This is a genomic window from Bacteroides timonensis (assembly GCF_000513195.1).
Taxonomy (GTDB): Bacteria; Bacteroidota; Bacteroidia; order Bacteroidales; family Bacteroidaceae; genus Bacteroides; species Bacteroides timonensis.
Map to the genome: position 1 here is coordinate 16339 of NZ_CBVI010000134.1, position 14830 is coordinate 31168.

Sequence of the window (14830 nt, forward strand, 5' to 3'; positions counted from 1 at the left end):
AGCAACGCTATCCCCTCTTACTGTTTTGGTTTGAGGGGAAGCGTAAACCAAAATGTAGAACCTTCTCCCAATTTAGAATTCACTCCGATTTCGCCTCCCATATTCTGAATAATGAGCTGGCAAATAGGCAAACCTAAACCGGTGCCCTGCTTAAAGCTATCCAACTTGATGAAACGTTCGAATATAAGATGGAGTTTATCTTCCGGAATACCAGTTCCCGTATCAGTTACATAATAATAGATGTCTTTTTCACGCACTTCATAGCCATAGCGGATACTGCCGGTTGATGTAAATTTACAGGCATTAGTCAGGAAGTTCAAAACCAATTGTTGAAGTCTGTTTTTCTCTGAATAAACAACATAATCATCCGGCATCCCCGGCTCAAAAATCAGATCAACCGCATCCTGCAAACGAGACTCAACAACTCCCTTCAAGGTTGCTAGCACTCCATTTAATCCAAATTCCGAATAATACAAATCAAGAACTCCAGCCTCAATCTTGGATAAGTCCAGAACATCATTGATAAGTTGCAGCAAGATTCCATTATTCTTCTCTATGATGCTGACATACTCCTTCTTCTCTTCTTCATCTTCAGTCATAGCCAATATACCGGAGAAGCCAATAATTGCATTCAACGGAGTGCGGATTTCATGACTGATATTAGCAAGGAAGGCGGATTTCAGACGGTTGGACTCTTCCGCACGCTCTTTGGCAGCAATCAGTTCACGCTCTGCCGCCTTACGCTCCGTAATAAACAATGATGAACCCACCACAACCAAAGGTTTTCCCTCTTCATCATATTGTTCTACAAAGGCACGCACCTCCATCCAGTCCTCTGAGCCATCTGATTTATCAGGTCGATGAACACGGTACTCTTCTTTTATTTTATCAATTTTATTAGCATGCACATCCTCAAAAACCTGCTGAATACGCTCTCTATCCTCTTCACAAACAAAGGTAAGATAGTCATCTATATTGGTGGTATAAGTCATTTCTGAGACTTCTTCTTTTCCCGGCTCTATCGGCTTATAGGAGCTATATGTAATTTCATCTGTCCGCAAATCCCATTGCCACGGCAGCAAATCAACCACCTCTAATGCCATAGCCATCTTAGAATGAGTAAAACGCTGATTCTGCTCTACTTGCTGAAGCCGTTCCAGAATCTTATTCCTACGAAGCTGGAAAAAGAGAACAACTACTAATAAAGTAATACTACCTATTACTAAAGCAGACTGATACTTGTCAAAGAAAGTAGGAGGAGCATTCAAATAAACCGTTCCCGGAGGACAGTTTTTAGGAGACAAGCCAAAATCCACCATGTAAGGATAGTTAAAAAGAACCATGGGCTTCGGATTATAATATGGAATATCCCGCGCTTGCTTGCCATCAGCTACAGCATTAATCATCTTCACAATTTCCTCACAGTACAGGTTCATATCATATACACACCCTCCTATTATAGTCCCATCTTCTTCAATACTTGAAATAGAAGAAGATAATGCAAAAAGCGGACAAGGCAATGTAGAGTTGGCAATCACTTTATAAGAGTTTGCCATCATAAGCATATTACCCGCAAACATGCGTTTGTGGAACCATGAAGCAAATAGAATACCTGTTTCCTCCGGAACCACTTGTCGCAATGTATCCAACAACTGGTCCGGACTCCAAGCACCTGCTGATAAAAACTTATAATTAATATCTGTATATTCAGTGTTAATCAACTCTGAGAGTTGCTGGTCATAATCAATGTCACGGTCAGTCTGATCACCTATTAACAGTAAATTCTTCAGATTCGGAATCATACGACGCAGCAACTGGACACTTTCCGGTATAAAAGCACGTGCAGCAAGAAAAGTCATATTATACTCATTACGCAGATCTTTCAAGTAGATACGATCTTTATATGGAATAATCTGATTGTACATATAGGTAGAATCCGGCCCTATATATCTACTTTCAGCACATACTATCAAAGGTATATCTCCCCAGTGTCTACGCATATCATCACGTAATATCAAAGGAGCATTTCCCAACATCAACACTGCTTTAGGCGGGTTGTTACCATAAGTTGAAAAAAGATTTTCTTTATATTGGTTCAGTATCTCAGGAGTTTCTATCGTCAGGATATTCATGTACTCCACATTCATACTCACATCCTTCCGGTCATACTCTTTCTGCATGATATGTGAAATGATAGTCTGACTCCATGGAGCACCCGATACATAACTGCTGATAATCAATAAATCCGTATCGGAATTCTCTTTCTTATCACCGGCAGATACCAAACAAGAAAAAGATAAAAGAAAAAGAAGTAAAAGATATCTTATATGTAGTATTCTCATGATTGCATAACTTGACTGTATTAAAACACAGAGAAGCAGCATTTAGTTCATGAACAGAAAGATTTTCCTTGTGATTATCAATATTTTCTTAGAAATAGTCTTATATTTGCATTCAACAATTATCACGAAAAGCTATTATATATGAAAAACTTAATTTATCTCTCCGTTCTTGCTTTCTTTGCGGGAAGTATCAGTTCTTGTAAACAAGAGAATCGTCCTCAAGTACTCAATGGAATAGTTTATGATGCTACAATGAATAATATCACCCTGATTACGGGAAATGGTGATACAATAAACATCAGCACTATGGACGCAAATCCGGATAAAGTTCCTGGAGTATTACTGGAGGACAGTGTAGAAGTAACATGTATCAAAGAAAAGATTGAAAGTGGGGAAATCCTGAAAGCTACCGAACTGGTAATAATCAAGAAGTGATATTCATATAAATAAGGGGTGTTCCGAAAACCACCCCTATCTCTTTTTATTCTCTATTCATTAATCGTTGTTCAGCTATGCCCTCATACTTCGTACCCGGGCGTCCATAGTTAGCGTAAGGATAAATGGATATGCCACCACGCGGAGTAAAAAGTCCTGTTACCTCAATATATTTAGGATTCATCAGGTGAATAAGATCCTTCATTATAATATTCACACAGTCTTCATGAAAAGCGCCATGATTACGGAAACTAAACAGATAAAGTTTCAAGCTTTTACTTTCCACCATCTTTATATCAGGAATATAACTAATACGGATTTCCGCAAAGTCCGGCTGCCCGGTTATAGGACATAGGCTGGTAAATTCCGGGCAATTAAAACGTACCCAATAATCATTCTCGGGATGCTTATTATCAAAAGCTTCCAGCACTTCAGGAGCATAATCCTGCTTATATTCTGTTTTTCTCCCCAAAAGGGACAGTTGATCTTTTAATTCGGTCATAACTATTTGTTTTTAATGTAAATCAGGAGTTAAAGCCAATACTCTCATTTATATCACAGTGGGAAAAATACGATACGTACTATTCTCTAACTCCTATAACTCCTAAGCGAAGCGATAATTCCTTTAAATACTTAACTACTTTAAATATTTCTCTAATCCCTCACGACGTAACTTACATGCCGGACAATGCCCGCAGCCATCACCCTGAATCCCGTTATAACAAGTCAACGTTTCGTTCCGTATCAGATCGAGCACTCCCAGTTCATCTGCTAATCCCCAGGTTTCCGCTTTGTCGATCCACATCAATGGAGTATGAATTACGAACTGCTCGTCCATAGCCAGGTTCAATGTAACATTGAGCGACTTGATAAAGGTGTCCCGACAATCAGGGTATCCGCTGAAATCAGTCTGCGACACTCCTGTCACGATATGATTGATACCATGTTCACGGGCATATACAGCAGCAATGCTTAGAAAGAAGAGATTACGTCCCGGCACAAATGTATTGGGATAACTACCGGCTGGCTTTTCCTGATCCATAAGCATCGTTGTATCCGTCAGTGAGTTGTGCCCCAACTTACCGATAAAAGACACATCCATTGCTTCAAACTCCACACCAGCTTTACCGGCTATTTCCCGTGCCAGTTCCACCTCTTTCTCATGCTTCTGTCCGTACAGGAAGCTCAAAGCAACTACTCTCTTAAACTCTCGTTTTGCCCAAAACAGGCAAGTGGTAGAATCTTGTCCACCACTGAATACGACTAATGCAACTTCTTTATTCACAACTATTCATTATTAATGCGAATCAGGAGTTAAAGGGAGTTATCGCTTCGTTTAGGAGTTAAAGGAGTAAACGCCGATACTCCTCGAAGCGATTTTATCATATATATAAAACGGAAGTATCAGCTTTAACTCCGAAGTCTGCTTGCAGACTGATAACTCCTTCAAATTCCTTAACTCCTGATTTGCAGTATTTATCATTATTTCAAATATCTTTGACTTTCAATATATTGTAAGAGATATCCTGATCATATACATCACTACCGTCAATACGTTTAATAGCTGCCACAACACGGATAGTGACCGGAAGAATCAACACCTCATACAGGGATTTCAATACAATCTGAATACACATCATCACCAGTAATTCAGGCCAAGCAATAATTCCTCCGAAAGCAACAGGAAAGAATATCAGAGAGTCTGCCGTCTCCCCCACTACAGTCGACCAGATGGCACGAGCCGAGAAATGCCGTCCGCCACTTGCCACTTTCATACGACTCATGACATAAGCGTTGAGAAACGAACCAACCAGAAAAGCCGTCAGACTCGCCACTACAATACGAGGTGCCATTCCAAAAACAAAGTTGAAGTGAGCCTCCCCCTCCCAAAATGGCGCAGCCGGTAATGCTACGGCTATCAATCCAAGCATCACCACAAAGAAATTCATAACAAAGCCACTCCAGATAATGAGACGTGCCTTACGAAAGCCCCACACCTCAGCAATGCAATCATTGATAATATAAGAAATAGGGAAAACCAGTAACCCTGCGGTAACGGTAATACCGAAAACCTGGATAACTTTAGTTTCAAGAAGATTAGCTGCAATCAGACAAACATTAAATAGAATACCCAGCAGCATAAAGGGTACAGATACTTTTTGCTTCATAAATCCTGTTTTTTACGTGGTGTTCTAGAATACACGACCGCTATTCACGGCATCATAAGATCGTTAAATCGGCTACAAAGATACGTTTTCTTCTATTGACCGCAAAACCATTTCTAATTTAAGTTGTTCAAAGGGCATTCACCAAAACCTAACTTAATAATGAAGACAATCTTAAAAGTAATGTTTCTGTTGTGCGGCATCGGTCTCATTCCGTCCGTGGCTAAAGCACAAGAAAAAGTGATTATTGATGACGAGGCATCTAACGGCATCGTCATGGTTACCATCGACAAGGCAGGCGACGAGATCGTCCGTATCATGAACGAATCACAGTTCAGGTACATCCACGATCCACAGGCGCCTCGCTTCCTGTTGATGGATAAAAAAGGAAAGTTCGCCCTTGGTATCGGCGGATATGTGCGTGCCACTGCCGAATATGACTTTGGCGGCATTGTGGACAACATGGACTTCATCCCTGCCTACATTCCGAATGCCAGCAAAGTAAAGAACCAGTTCCAGATGGATGCTAGTACTTCCACCATCTTCCTGAAACTGGTAGGGCATACTAAATTGCTGGGTGATTTCGTTGTGTACACTGCCGGTAACTTCCGTGGCGGCGATAAGGTATTCCAGTTGCGAAATGCTTATATGTCGTTCCGTAATGTAACGGTGGGTTATACTTATGGTGGGTTCATGGATTTGGCTGCATTGCCGTCCACTATCGACTTCCAGGGTCCCAATGGTGCAACTTTCTACCGTGCCACTCAACTTGCCTACACTTACAAAGGTCTGAAGAACTGGCGTTTCCATGCATCTATCGAAGTGCCAAGCGTAGATGGCGCCACGAATGACGAACTCAGCGTAGCCCAACAACGTATGCCGGACTTTACCGCTTACGCCCAATATGGCTGGGGAGCTAACAGCCATCTTCGTGTGGGTGGTATCGTGCGCAGCATGACGTATACCAGCACGCTCAGTAATCATGCATCCGATGTTACCGGATGGGGCGTACAGGCATCTACCTCGTTCAATCTCAGTAAGAAATGGGAAATCTTCGGACAGGCTACTTACGGAAAAGGTATCGGACAATATTTGAATGATATAAGCAATCTGAATGTGGACATCGTTCCCAATCCAGAAAAAGAAGGCAAGATGCAGGCATTGCCTATGCTGGGCTGGTTTGCCGGGGCACAGTATAATATCTGTCCGAAAATATTCGTATCCGGCACATACAGTATGTCCAGATTATATTCTGAGAATGGTTATCCCAACGATCAACCAAACAGTTATCGCTACGGACAGTATCTCGTAGCCAATGTATTCTGGAATGTCACTCCAAACATGCAGGTAGGAGCCGAATACCTCCGTGGCTGGCGTACAGATTTCAGCAATTCAACACACCATGCCAACCGAATGAATTTGTTGGTACAATATTCATTCTAAAGGCTAGGAGACTGTTTTTAGCAAATAATAGACTGCCTGAAACGCACAGTAAAGTTTGTTTCAGGCAGTCTATTTCATTATTTATCGGTAAATATACCGATATTTATATATACCTTTGTCACAACTATAATTCAATATACAAAGAATTCAGATATGAAACAGCACTCCGTTATTTCAGCAGATATAGTGGCCTCAACATCATTATCACCGGAAGAGCTCAGTGAATTGCGAAATAGAATCATCCGGTTCATTGATTATATGGAGCAGGAGTACAACGGATATGGACGAATCATTAAAGGAGATTATATCGAATGTTATTGTCCATCTCCGGAAAAAGCCCTCCGTCTAGCTATTGCACTAAAATGCTGTATAAAGTCCTATATACTTCTCCCGGAAAACGTAAGAGATAATACAGAAGTTAAACGGCGTAAATTATTCAAGGATTATGCTGTAAGGGTTTCTGTTGGTATCGGAGATATGAAGACAGTGGATATACGGAACGGAATTTTAGACGGTGACGCCATCTACCGGGCAGGCCGAAATCTCAAAGATCAAAATACCAGCCAGAAAGAGAAAGTAATCATAAAGAAAAGTTTCTTTTGGACAGGAGATGACAAGGATAAAGATATGCTTTGCAATGCAATAGGTGAACTCATAGATAACCAGTTGAACCGTTCTACAGCCAAACAATGCGAAGTACTATACTATAAACTGATTGGAAAAAGCGAGAATGAGATTTCTCTCATCACCCAGCTTAGTCAGTCTACCGTCAACCAACACTCTACTTCTATTGGCAGCAATGCCATTATCCAGGCTATAAACTACATAGAAAACAACACTAAACTATGGAAATAACAAAGCTATTCTTACTATTGCTTATTCTCCACATCATCGGAGATTTTTATCTGCAATCGCAGCAGATGTGTGACAACAAAAGGAAGAAAGGCATCAGAAGCAAGGAACTTTATACACATATCCTCATCATATCCCTCTTGTTTATCCCGGTCGCCATTTGTCATGGTGCATTTAAATGGTTTATTCTGATTGTTTTGTCTCACACCGCAATTGACATCTTTAAATCTTATCTCGAAAAGAAATATCCTCGATGGGTACTCCATTATTTTTTCGGGGACCAGTTGCTCCATTGGAGTGTCTTAGCATTTTGTGCAGTGAAAATATCCCCACTCTCTCAGCCGTTCCCACTGAATGAAGAACTGATACTACTGATACTCGGCTTTTTACTATTGTTCAAACCTACCAACATACTGATCACCCTTGTTCTCAGGCAGTTTAATGTAACCCCTCGCACTGAAAAAACATTGCCCAGTGCCGGGCACCTGATTGGAAACATGGAGCGAATACTAACCTTTATATTAATCTTGCTCAATCAATACAGTGCCGTCGGTTTTCTCATTGCTGCCAAGGGGCTTCTTCGCCTTCGAGATAATAAGCAAACCACTATCTCTACGGAATACGTACTTTGTGGTACTCTCCTCAGCATTGGATGTGCTTTTATCATCAGTATATGTATCAGGCATTTCAGCTCAATATTACGATTACTCACTTAATATTTACCGGTATCTAAGCCGATAAGTACTATTTATCGGCTTAAATACCGATAAATACAGCATAAAGAAAGGGCATGCCGGCTCTTCCCGCCGCATGCCCTTCCTTGATATATAAAAGAATTATAAAAATCAGAAGCTATAATCAATGCTAAGACCGAACACCTTGTTAGTGCGGCTATATACATTGGTACCAGTCAATCCGGTATTGTTATAGTTTTGAGAAGTTTTAGTGTAATCCTCATAGGTAGTCCACATATAACCAACATTCAGATTAGCTTTTTCACTCAACTTCAACTTTGCTCCAAGACCCAAAGTATAAGAATCGCAAGAGAAGCTGGTATCACTCTGATAGTCGTTGGACAATCCATAGTCTGTAATCTGACCACCGCAGCTCACTGTCAGATGCTTGGTTACATCCCATTCAATACCGGCCAGATATTCGTTTGTTCCCTTTGTCAGAAACTTCTGCTTGCCATTGGCCATTCCTGCATTCTTGTCATCAAAGAAGTGATATTCCACAGATGCGCGCAATACCGGTATGAACTCATAGGCAACAGCCACGGATAGCATGGAAGGGATATCATTCGGAGTATTCACACCATGCTTATAATCCGCCAATTCACTTTCGGCGGTACCAATCATACGAAGCGAGTTCTCTTTAGTGGAATTTTCAATGTTCAAATTAGTCATGAACTCATACTTTGCGCCAATGTTCAGCTTGCCCAACTTGGCATCCAAGCCGATAACCGGAGTAAATCCCCATCCGGTCTGACTACAATCCAAGTCGATGCCGATAAGCTCCGTGCCGGCAGGTATCGTTCCTCCGGTAGGCAAAGGCAAATTAGTGGCGGCACTGGCATTCAATGCACCCTGATAGCCACCGGTAAAGTAATTCATGCGACCACCTGCAAAGACAGAAAGCCAGTCCGTCGCCTTATAAGTCAAGCCCAACTGTACAGAATAGATGTACTGTTTGCCATCCATGTAGCTTTTCAGCGAATAGGCATTACTCGGAATGCCTTTGGCTCCCAATCCGCCTATCACCATAGCATCGAACATGGGAAGACCATCATCAAACGAAGCCTTTCCACCGCCACCGGTGATGCCGAAGAAACCGGAAAGCGTCCAGTCACTCGCCTTATAAGCGGCAAACACACTGGGAATAACAGGCGCGGACGCCTTACCTTCATAATACTTATTCAGCCCCAATCCTTCGCACGAAGCATCGATATTTCTTGTTTGGAAAGCGCTCTGAATGCTCAAAGACATATGAAAACCGTCATTGGGCAAAAAGGCCAGACCGGCCGGATTGGACAAAGCACCGTCTATTTCAGTTGTAGCACCACGGGATAGCATACGAAGAAAGGCGGCATGCTGATTTGTATTTGTCAGCAGTCCTCCTGCAAAAGTTGAAGTTGAAACGATTAGCAGCATAAGGCTAATCAACGAAAATTTTCTCATCTAAATCTTTTTTAATTGTTAGCGGGCGCAAAGGTACAACAATATTGCACATCAAAAAACGTTTTGTGCAGAAAGATACATTACAGGCAAAAATTAATTGAAAAACAAACTGTTTCTAATGAAACTTATTAAAGAAAAGAAGATATGGATAATGCATAACCGGAAAGTAATGAATTAAATGATAATTTAGGGGCGTAGCGCCCCGGCAAAGTTTAGCTTCGCTGACCGTTGGTTCCCTGCGGCGTATAAGCAATTTTTCAGACGCGGATAACGCGGATGACGCGGATTCTTTTTTTCATTCGAAATGATAGCGCAGCTTTTAAAATCCGCGTCATCCGCGTTATCCGCGTCTGAAAAATTAAAAACACACCGATAAATTCCCATTTAACTCATAACCCGACAGAAACGAATTAATTCATTATTTCAATAGTTTATTTGTTCTAATTTATAACCACCAAAGATTAGTTTTGTAAATACTTGATTATCAAGCGTGTTATAATCAGGCTATCTCAGTATCATACTTAGGGTACCTCAATATGATACTGAGGTACCCTAAGTATCATACTGAGACCCCCTAAGTATGCGACTGATCTCGCAAATGTTTTGTTTTATAAATATTTATTATTTATATTAGAGGTGCTTATCATATCGGATTATCGTTTTGTTCATAACCGGAAAGAAAAGAAGGAAATTCAGACATGAAGAAGTACGTAAGTTGCTGACTGTATGAATAATTGGTGTTCCACCTTGTTCAGTCGTAGTGGGAATATACCCGACTTCCAGACCAATCCTGTAACCTCCCCATATCCGGTCCGTATCTTCTCCGTACCAAGTCCGTAGCAAATTCGGTTCTATAGGATACGGAGTCGCCTATGAACCTTATCAGCCATCCGTGTGTTATATAACATACAATAAATTCTAAAAACTTCAATAAACTATGGCATATACAATTGCTTTCTTCGGTACGAAGCTCTATGACGAGGATTCGTTCAATGACAAGAACAAAGAGTACGGTTTTGAACTCCGCTATTACAAAGGTCATCTGAATAAACACAACGTGATACTGACACAGGGTGTAGATGCCGTCTGCATATTTGTAAACGACACCGCAGACGCGGAAGTGCTTCGCATAATGGCGGACAATGGCGTAAAGTTGCTGGCATTGCGCTGTGCCGGATATAACAATGTAGACCTGAAAGCAGCCGCTGATTGTGGCATCACGGTAGTACGCGTACCCGCCTACTCGCCCTATGCCGTAGCAGAATTTACGGTGGCCCTCATGCTGTCGCTGAACCGGAAAATTCCCCGTGCCACCTGGCGTACACGAGACGGTAATTTCTCTCTGCACGGACTGCTGGGTTTCGATATGTACGGCAAAACGGTCGGCATCATCGGTACGGGAAAGATTGCCAAGAAACTGATTATGATTCTGCGCGGTTTCGGCATGAACATACTGGCTTATGACCTATACCCCGACTATAACTTTGCCCGCGAGCATCAGGTGGTGTACACCACGCTGGATGAGCTTTACCACAGTTCGGACATCATCTCCCTGCACTGCCCGCTCACCGAGCAAACCAAATATCTCATTAACGACTACTCCATCAGCAAGATGAAGGAGAGCGTAATGATTATCAATACCGGACGCGGACAACTGATCCAGACCAACGCACTGATAGAAGGATTGAAGAACAAGAAGATCGGTTCTGCCGGACTGGACGTGTACGAGGAAGAAGGCGAATACTTCTATGAAGACCAGTCGGACCGCATCATCGACGATGATGTACTGGCACGTCTGCTTTCCTTCAACAATGTCATCGTCACCTCACACCAGGCGTTCTTCACCTGTGAAGCATTGGAGAATATCGCCACTACCACACTTCAGAATATCAAAGACTTTGCAAGCGGAAAAGCCTTGGAAAATGAAGTCAAGATATAAAATTAACAATAAAAATCTGCTATAAGCAGAGGATAACATCTGACCATAAACTTTTTCAAAACCAGTTTGTTATCTAAACATATCAACCATTTAAAAGAAAGGAATTAATTATGAAAAAAGTAATAGACAAAGCGGAAAGCCGTGGACGTGCTCTATATGATTGGCTCGACAGTCACCATACATTCAGTTTCGACACCTACTACAACCCGCGCCGTATGAACTTCGGTGCCCTGCGCGTACTGAACGACGACCGTGTAGAACCAGGTAAAGGCTTCGGCACCCACCCGCATAAAAACATGGAAATTATCTCCATCCCCTTGAAAGGAAAGCTGAAACATGGTGATAGCCAGAAGAACAGCCGCTCCATCACGCCGGGTGACATACAGACCATGAGTGCCGGTACCGGTATTTATCACAGCGAAATGAACGGCAGTGACACCGAACCGGTAGAGTTCCTGCAAATCTGGGTAATGCCGGAGAAGCTGAATACACCACCTGCCTATCAGGATTATGACATCCGCCCATTGCTGCGCAAGAACGAACTGACGTTGATTGTTTCACCGGACGGTGACGCTCCTGCCAAGATGCTGCAACAGGCATGGTTCTCCATCGGAGAGATAGAAGCAGGCAAAAAGATCGGCTACCACATGCACCAGTCGCATGCAGGGGTATACATCTTCGTGATCGAAGGTGAAGTGAAGGTGGACGACACTGTACTCTCACGCCGTGACGGCATGGGTGTATATGACACTCACAGCTTTGAGCTGGAAACACTGAAAGACTCGCATATCCTGCTGATGGAAGTGCCCATGTAAGTCTTTTAGATAAAAATAACAGCTAAAAGCCAAGGTTTGTGTAGCGTTTTTCGTAATATTGCGCTATAAATTGACCCTTGCATGAAACTTGATTACATTTACCATAGCGGCTTCGCGATTGAAGCGGACGGAGTGACAGTCATTATCGATTACTACAAAGATTCCTCTGAAACGGAATATAATAAAGGTATCGTTCATGACTATCTGTTGGGAAGCCCCGGAGAACTATATGTGCTCTCTTCCCATTTTCACCCCGACCACTTTAATCGCGAAGTTCTTTTATGGAAGGCCGAGCGTCCGGATATTCACTACATCTTCTCTAAAGACATTCTGAAACATCGTCGCGCCACACGTGAGGATGCCACCTATATAAATAAAGGTGATGTGTACGAAGACCCGAATATCCGTATCGAAGCATTCGGCTCCACGGACGTGGGCATCTCTTTTCTGATCGACCTGCAAGGCATCCGGCTGTTCCATGCCGGAGACCTGAATAACTGGCATTGGAGTGAAGAGTCCACCCCACAGGAAATCCGAAAAGCGGAAGGCGACTTCCTTGCCGAGGTGAAGTACCTCCAGCAGACCGCCCCTTCGGTAGACGTAGCCATGTTTCCAGTGGACAACCGTATCGGGAAAGACTATATGAAAGGTGCGGAACAATTCGTGGAACGAATAAAAACCGCTATCTTTGTTCCTATGCACTTCAGCGAGGAATACAAGGGCGGAAATGCTTTCCGGGAGTTTGCCGAAAGCAAAGGTTGTCGTTTCCTGTCCATCACCCGCAGGGGCGAAAGTTTCGATATTACTCAATAAAACATACGCATTATGAAAAATTTGACACAGTTTCTTTTTATGCTGTTATGCATCTGTCTGCCGGCCACAGCGTTTGCAGACGCCAATAAAGATAAAGATGACGACAGCAAGTATCTGGCAGGTGCAGTACCCGAAGTAGATGGAAAAGTGGTATTCACCAAAGAATTCAGCATTCCCGGCATGTCGCAGGAAGAAATCTTCAAACGCATGCAGAACTGGATGGAAGCACGGCTGAAAAAGAATGAAAACACCAGTCGCGTAGTCTACACCAATCCGGAAGAAGGACAAATCGTAGGTACGGGAGACGAATGGATCGTGTTCAGTTCGAGTGCGCTTTCTTTGGATCGCACAAAAATACTCTACCAGATTTCAGTAGTCTGCGCACCTGCGAAGTGTACGATGGAAGTAGAGAAAATCCGTTTCAACTATCGCGAAGGCAAAGAGAAATATACGGCAGAAGAATGGATTGTAGACAAGTACGCACTGAATAAAGCCAAAACCAAATTGGTGCGCGGACTTGCCAAATGGCGTAGAAAAACAGTAGACTTTGTAGACGACCTGGCCCTTGGAGCAGCCGAAGCCCTCAGTGCAAGCACTGCTAAGAAAGCAGCCGAAGCAGCTGAGCAGAAGGAAGCTAAGAAAGAGGAAAAGAGTGTTATCAACTCTGGCCCGATAGTAATTGCCCCAAAAGCAGAAGTTGAAGTGAAGACTCCGGCAGAAACCAGCAAAGTCACAGTAATCCCTGCCACTCCGCTCACCCCGGCTACTCCTGCAACGTCAGGTACAGTACCCGGTTACAAAGAAGTAGCTCCAGATCAATTACCGGCAAATGCCATCCAAATGGGTGCGGGCAAGTTAGTGCTTGTAATCGGCTCGGATGCTTTCAACATGACCATGATGACAGCAAATGCAGGTGGTTCATTGGGCAAATCATCAGGCAAGCCTGTTATTTTCAGCTTCCTTTCTCCCGACCAGCCTTACGAACAGATGGAAACGGCAGAAACTTACACTGTTCGTTTCTATCCGGCAAACCAAACCGAACCGTCAGTTGTTTTGGAATGTAAGAAGATGCCTTCACAGGCTCCGATGGAAGGTCAGCCACGCATGTATGTGGGTGAAATTCTGAAAGCATTCGTAAAATAATCACTAACAACTAATCACTAATTACGTGGAAATAAAAGCTAAATTCGATCATTTTAATATCAACGTTACCAACTTGGAACGTAGTATTGCTTTCTATGACAAAGCATTGGGATTGAAAGAACATCATCGTAAAGAAGCCTCAAACGGCTCCTTCACATTGGTTTACCTGACAGACAACAGCACAGGTTTCCTTCTGGAACTGACTTGTCTGAAAGATCATCCGCAAGCTTATGAACTTGGAGAAAACGAAAGCCATTTATGCTTCCGTGTTACCGGTGATTATGAAGCTATTCACCAATACCATAAAGAAATGGGTTGGGTATGCTTTGAAAATACAGCTATGGGATTGTACTTCATCCATGATCCGGATGATTACTGGATAGAGGTGCTTCCGGCAAAATGATGAAAGAATGGTAAAATGATAAATGGTAAGATGATAGGATTACATTTCCTCATCTTACCATTTATCATTTTACCATCTTATTTATGACGACCTGCCCTTTTCTTTCGTATATCCGCCTTCATCTTGGCAGCACCGGAACCATGTTTCCCAGTAATATACGATTTCTTCTTGGCTTTAGTTTTCACCTTTCCATCTTCTTTGGGTTTGTCTTTCTTTCCTTTAAAGACGATACCGCCCATTATTGCATCTTCTATACTCATATTCGGTTTCTATTACTATTACATTTATAAGCCGACACAAAGA

General features: G+C 42.6%; 15 protein-coding genes. 9 read left to right on the forward strand and 6 right to left on the reverse strand.

Annotated features, from left to right (window positions below):
* Positions 1-17: 17 nt before the first annotated feature.
* Complete coding sequence (locus BN161_RS23580) at positions 18-2342, reverse strand: sensor histidine kinase (protein WP_244436608.1); 2325 nt, start codon at positions 2340-2342, stop codon at positions 18-20.
* Between the two features lie 141 nt (positions 2343-2483).
* Here BN161_RS23580 and BN161_RS23585 point away from each other — a divergent pair, with 141 nt between their 5' ends.
* Complete coding sequence (locus BN161_RS23585) at positions 2484-2777, forward strand: hypothetical protein (protein WP_044270908.1); 294 nt, start codon at positions 2484-2486, stop codon at positions 2775-2777.
* A 46-nt stretch (positions 2778-2823) separates the two neighbouring features.
* Here BN161_RS23585 and queF read toward each other — a convergent pair whose 3' ends face one another.
* The 3 genes from queF to BN161_RS23600 form a co-directional block, all read right to left on the reverse strand.
* Complete coding sequence (gene queF / locus BN161_RS23590) at positions 2824-3279, reverse strand: preQ(1) synthase (protein WP_007216146.1); 456 nt, start codon at positions 3277-3279, stop codon at positions 2824-2826.
* Positions 3280-3414: 135 nt separating this feature from the next.
* The gene (queC, locus tag BN161_RS23595) at positions 3415-4062 is read right to left on the reverse strand and encodes a 7-cyano-7-deazaguanine synthase QueC (protein ID WP_044270910.1); all 648 of its coding nucleotides are present in this window, start codon (positions 4060-4062) and stop codon (positions 3415-3417) included.
* A 202-nt stretch (positions 4063-4264) separates the two neighbouring features.
* Positions 4265-4945 (reverse strand): queuosine precursor transporter, encoded by a 681-nt coding sequence (locus BN161_RS23600; protein WP_044270912.1) that lies wholly within the window; start codon positions 4943-4945, stop codon positions 4265-4267.
* Between the two features lie 159 nt (positions 4946-5104).
* Here BN161_RS23600 and BN161_RS23605 point away from each other — a divergent pair, with 159 nt between their 5' ends.
* From BN161_RS23605 to BN161_RS23615, 3 genes are all read left to right on the forward strand, one after another.
* Positions 5105-6385 carry a DcaP family trimeric outer membrane transporter gene (locus BN161_RS23605; protein WP_044270914.1) on the forward strand — a complete coding sequence of 427 codons (1281 nt, stop codon included), beginning with the start codon at positions 5105-5107 and terminating at the stop codon, positions 6383-6385.
* A gap of 153 nt (positions 6386-6538) precedes the next feature.
* The gene (locus BN161_RS23610) at positions 6539-7240 is read left to right on the forward strand and encodes a helix-turn-helix domain-containing protein (RefSeq protein WP_044270916.1); all 702 of its coding nucleotides are present in this window, start codon (positions 6539-6541) and stop codon (positions 7238-7240) included.
* Entirely contained in the window at positions 7231-7953 is a 723-nt protein-coding gene (locus BN161_RS23615; RefSeq protein ID WP_044270919.1) for a DUF3307 domain-containing protein, read from the forward strand. The genes BN161_RS23610 and BN161_RS23615 overlap by 10 nt, the downstream gene beginning before the upstream one ends.
* Before the next feature lie 129 nt (positions 7954-8082).
* Here BN161_RS23615 and BN161_RS23620 read toward each other — a convergent pair whose 3' ends face one another.
* A complete protein-coding gene (locus BN161_RS23620) occupies positions 8083-9414 on the reverse strand; it encodes an OmpP1/FadL family transporter (protein WP_044270921.1) in 1332 nt (443 codons plus the stop codon).
* A gap of 937 nt (positions 9415-10351) precedes the next feature.
* On the opposite strand from BN161_RS23620, the gene BN161_RS23625 reads away from it, so the two are divergent.
* The 5 genes from BN161_RS23625 (at position 10352) to BN161_RS23645 (ending at position 14527) form a co-directional block, all read left to right on the forward strand.
* Positions 10352-11353 (forward strand): 2-hydroxyacid dehydrogenase, encoded by a 1002-nt coding sequence (locus BN161_RS23625; protein WP_044270923.1) that lies wholly within the window; start codon positions 10352-10354, stop codon positions 11351-11353.
* A gap of 110 nt (positions 11354-11463) precedes the next feature.
* Positions 11464-12168, forward strand: a complete 705-nt coding sequence (locus BN161_RS23630) for a pirin family protein (protein WP_007213364.1) — start codon at positions 11464-11466, stop codon at positions 12166-12168.
* 81 nt (positions 12169-12249) lie between these two features.
* Positions 12250-12981 (forward strand): MBL fold metallo-hydrolase, encoded by a 732-nt coding sequence (locus tag BN161_RS23635; protein WP_044270925.1) that lies wholly within the window; start codon positions 12250-12252, stop codon positions 12979-12981.
* A 12-nt stretch (positions 12982-12993) separates the two neighbouring features.
* Positions 12994-14124 carry a DUF4468 domain-containing protein gene (locus BN161_RS23640; protein ID WP_044270927.1) on the forward strand — a complete coding sequence of 377 codons (1131 nt, stop codon included), beginning with the start codon at positions 12994-12996 and terminating at the stop codon, positions 14122-14124.
* A 25-nt stretch (positions 14125-14149) separates the two neighbouring features.
* Positions 14150-14527, forward strand: coding sequence for a VOC family protein (locus tag BN161_RS23645; protein WP_044270928.1), 378 nt, complete (start codon positions 14150-14152; stop codon positions 14525-14527).
* A gap of 77 nt (positions 14528-14604) precedes the next feature.
* On the opposite strand, the gene BN161_RS23650 is transcribed toward BN161_RS23645, so the two are convergent.
* Entirely contained in the window at positions 14605-14787 is a 183-nt protein-coding gene (locus tag BN161_RS23650) for a hypothetical protein (RefSeq protein WP_044270930.1), read from the reverse strand.
* Positions 14788-14830: the final 43 nt, after the last annotated feature.

Coding starts and splice junctions, on each gene's coding strand:
- BN161_RS23580 (WP_244436608.1), bottom strand. CDS start 2,342: ATGAGAATACTACATATAAGATATCTTTTACTTCTTTTTCTTTTATCT.
- BN161_RS23585 (WP_044270908.1), top strand. CDS start 2,484: ATGAAAAACTTAATTTATCTCTCCGTTCTTGCTTTCTTTGCGGGAAGT.
- queF (WP_007216146.1), bottom strand. CDS start 3,279: ATGACCGAATTAAAAGATCAACTGTCCCTTTTGGGGAGAAAAACAGAA.
- BN161_RS23600 (WP_044270912.1), bottom strand. CDS start 4,945: ATGAAGCAAAAAGTATCTGTACCCTTTATGCTGCTGGGTATTCTATTT.
- BN161_RS23605 (WP_044270914.1), top strand. CDS start 5,105: ATGAAGACAATCTTAAAAGTAATGTTTCTGTTGTGCGGCATCGGTCTC.
- BN161_RS23610 (WP_044270916.1), top strand. CDS start 6,539: ATGAAACAGCACTCCGTTATTTCAGCAGATATAGTGGCCTCAACATCA.
- BN161_RS23615 (WP_044270919.1), top strand. CDS start 7,231: ATGGAAATAACAAAGCTATTCTTACTATTGCTTATTCTCCACATCATC.
- BN161_RS23620 (WP_044270921.1), bottom strand. CDS start 9,414: ATGAGAAAATTTTCGTTGATTAGCCTTATGCTGCTAATCGTTTCAACT.
- BN161_RS23625 (WP_044270923.1), top strand. CDS start 10,352: ATGGCATATACAATTGCTTTCTTCGGTACGAAGCTCTATGACGAGGAT.
- BN161_RS23630 (WP_007213364.1), top strand. CDS start 11,464: ATGAAAAAAGTAATAGACAAAGCGGAAAGCCGTGGACGTGCTCTATAT.
- BN161_RS23635 (WP_044270925.1), top strand. CDS start 12,250: ATGAAACTTGATTACATTTACCATAGCGGCTTCGCGATTGAAGCGGAC.
- BN161_RS23640 (WP_044270927.1), top strand. CDS start 12,994: ATGAAAAATTTGACACAGTTTCTTTTTATGCTGTTATGCATCTGTCTG.
- BN161_RS23650 (WP_044270930.1), bottom strand. CDS start 14,787: ATGAGTATAGAAGATGCAATAATGGGCGGTATCGTCTTTAAAGGAAAG.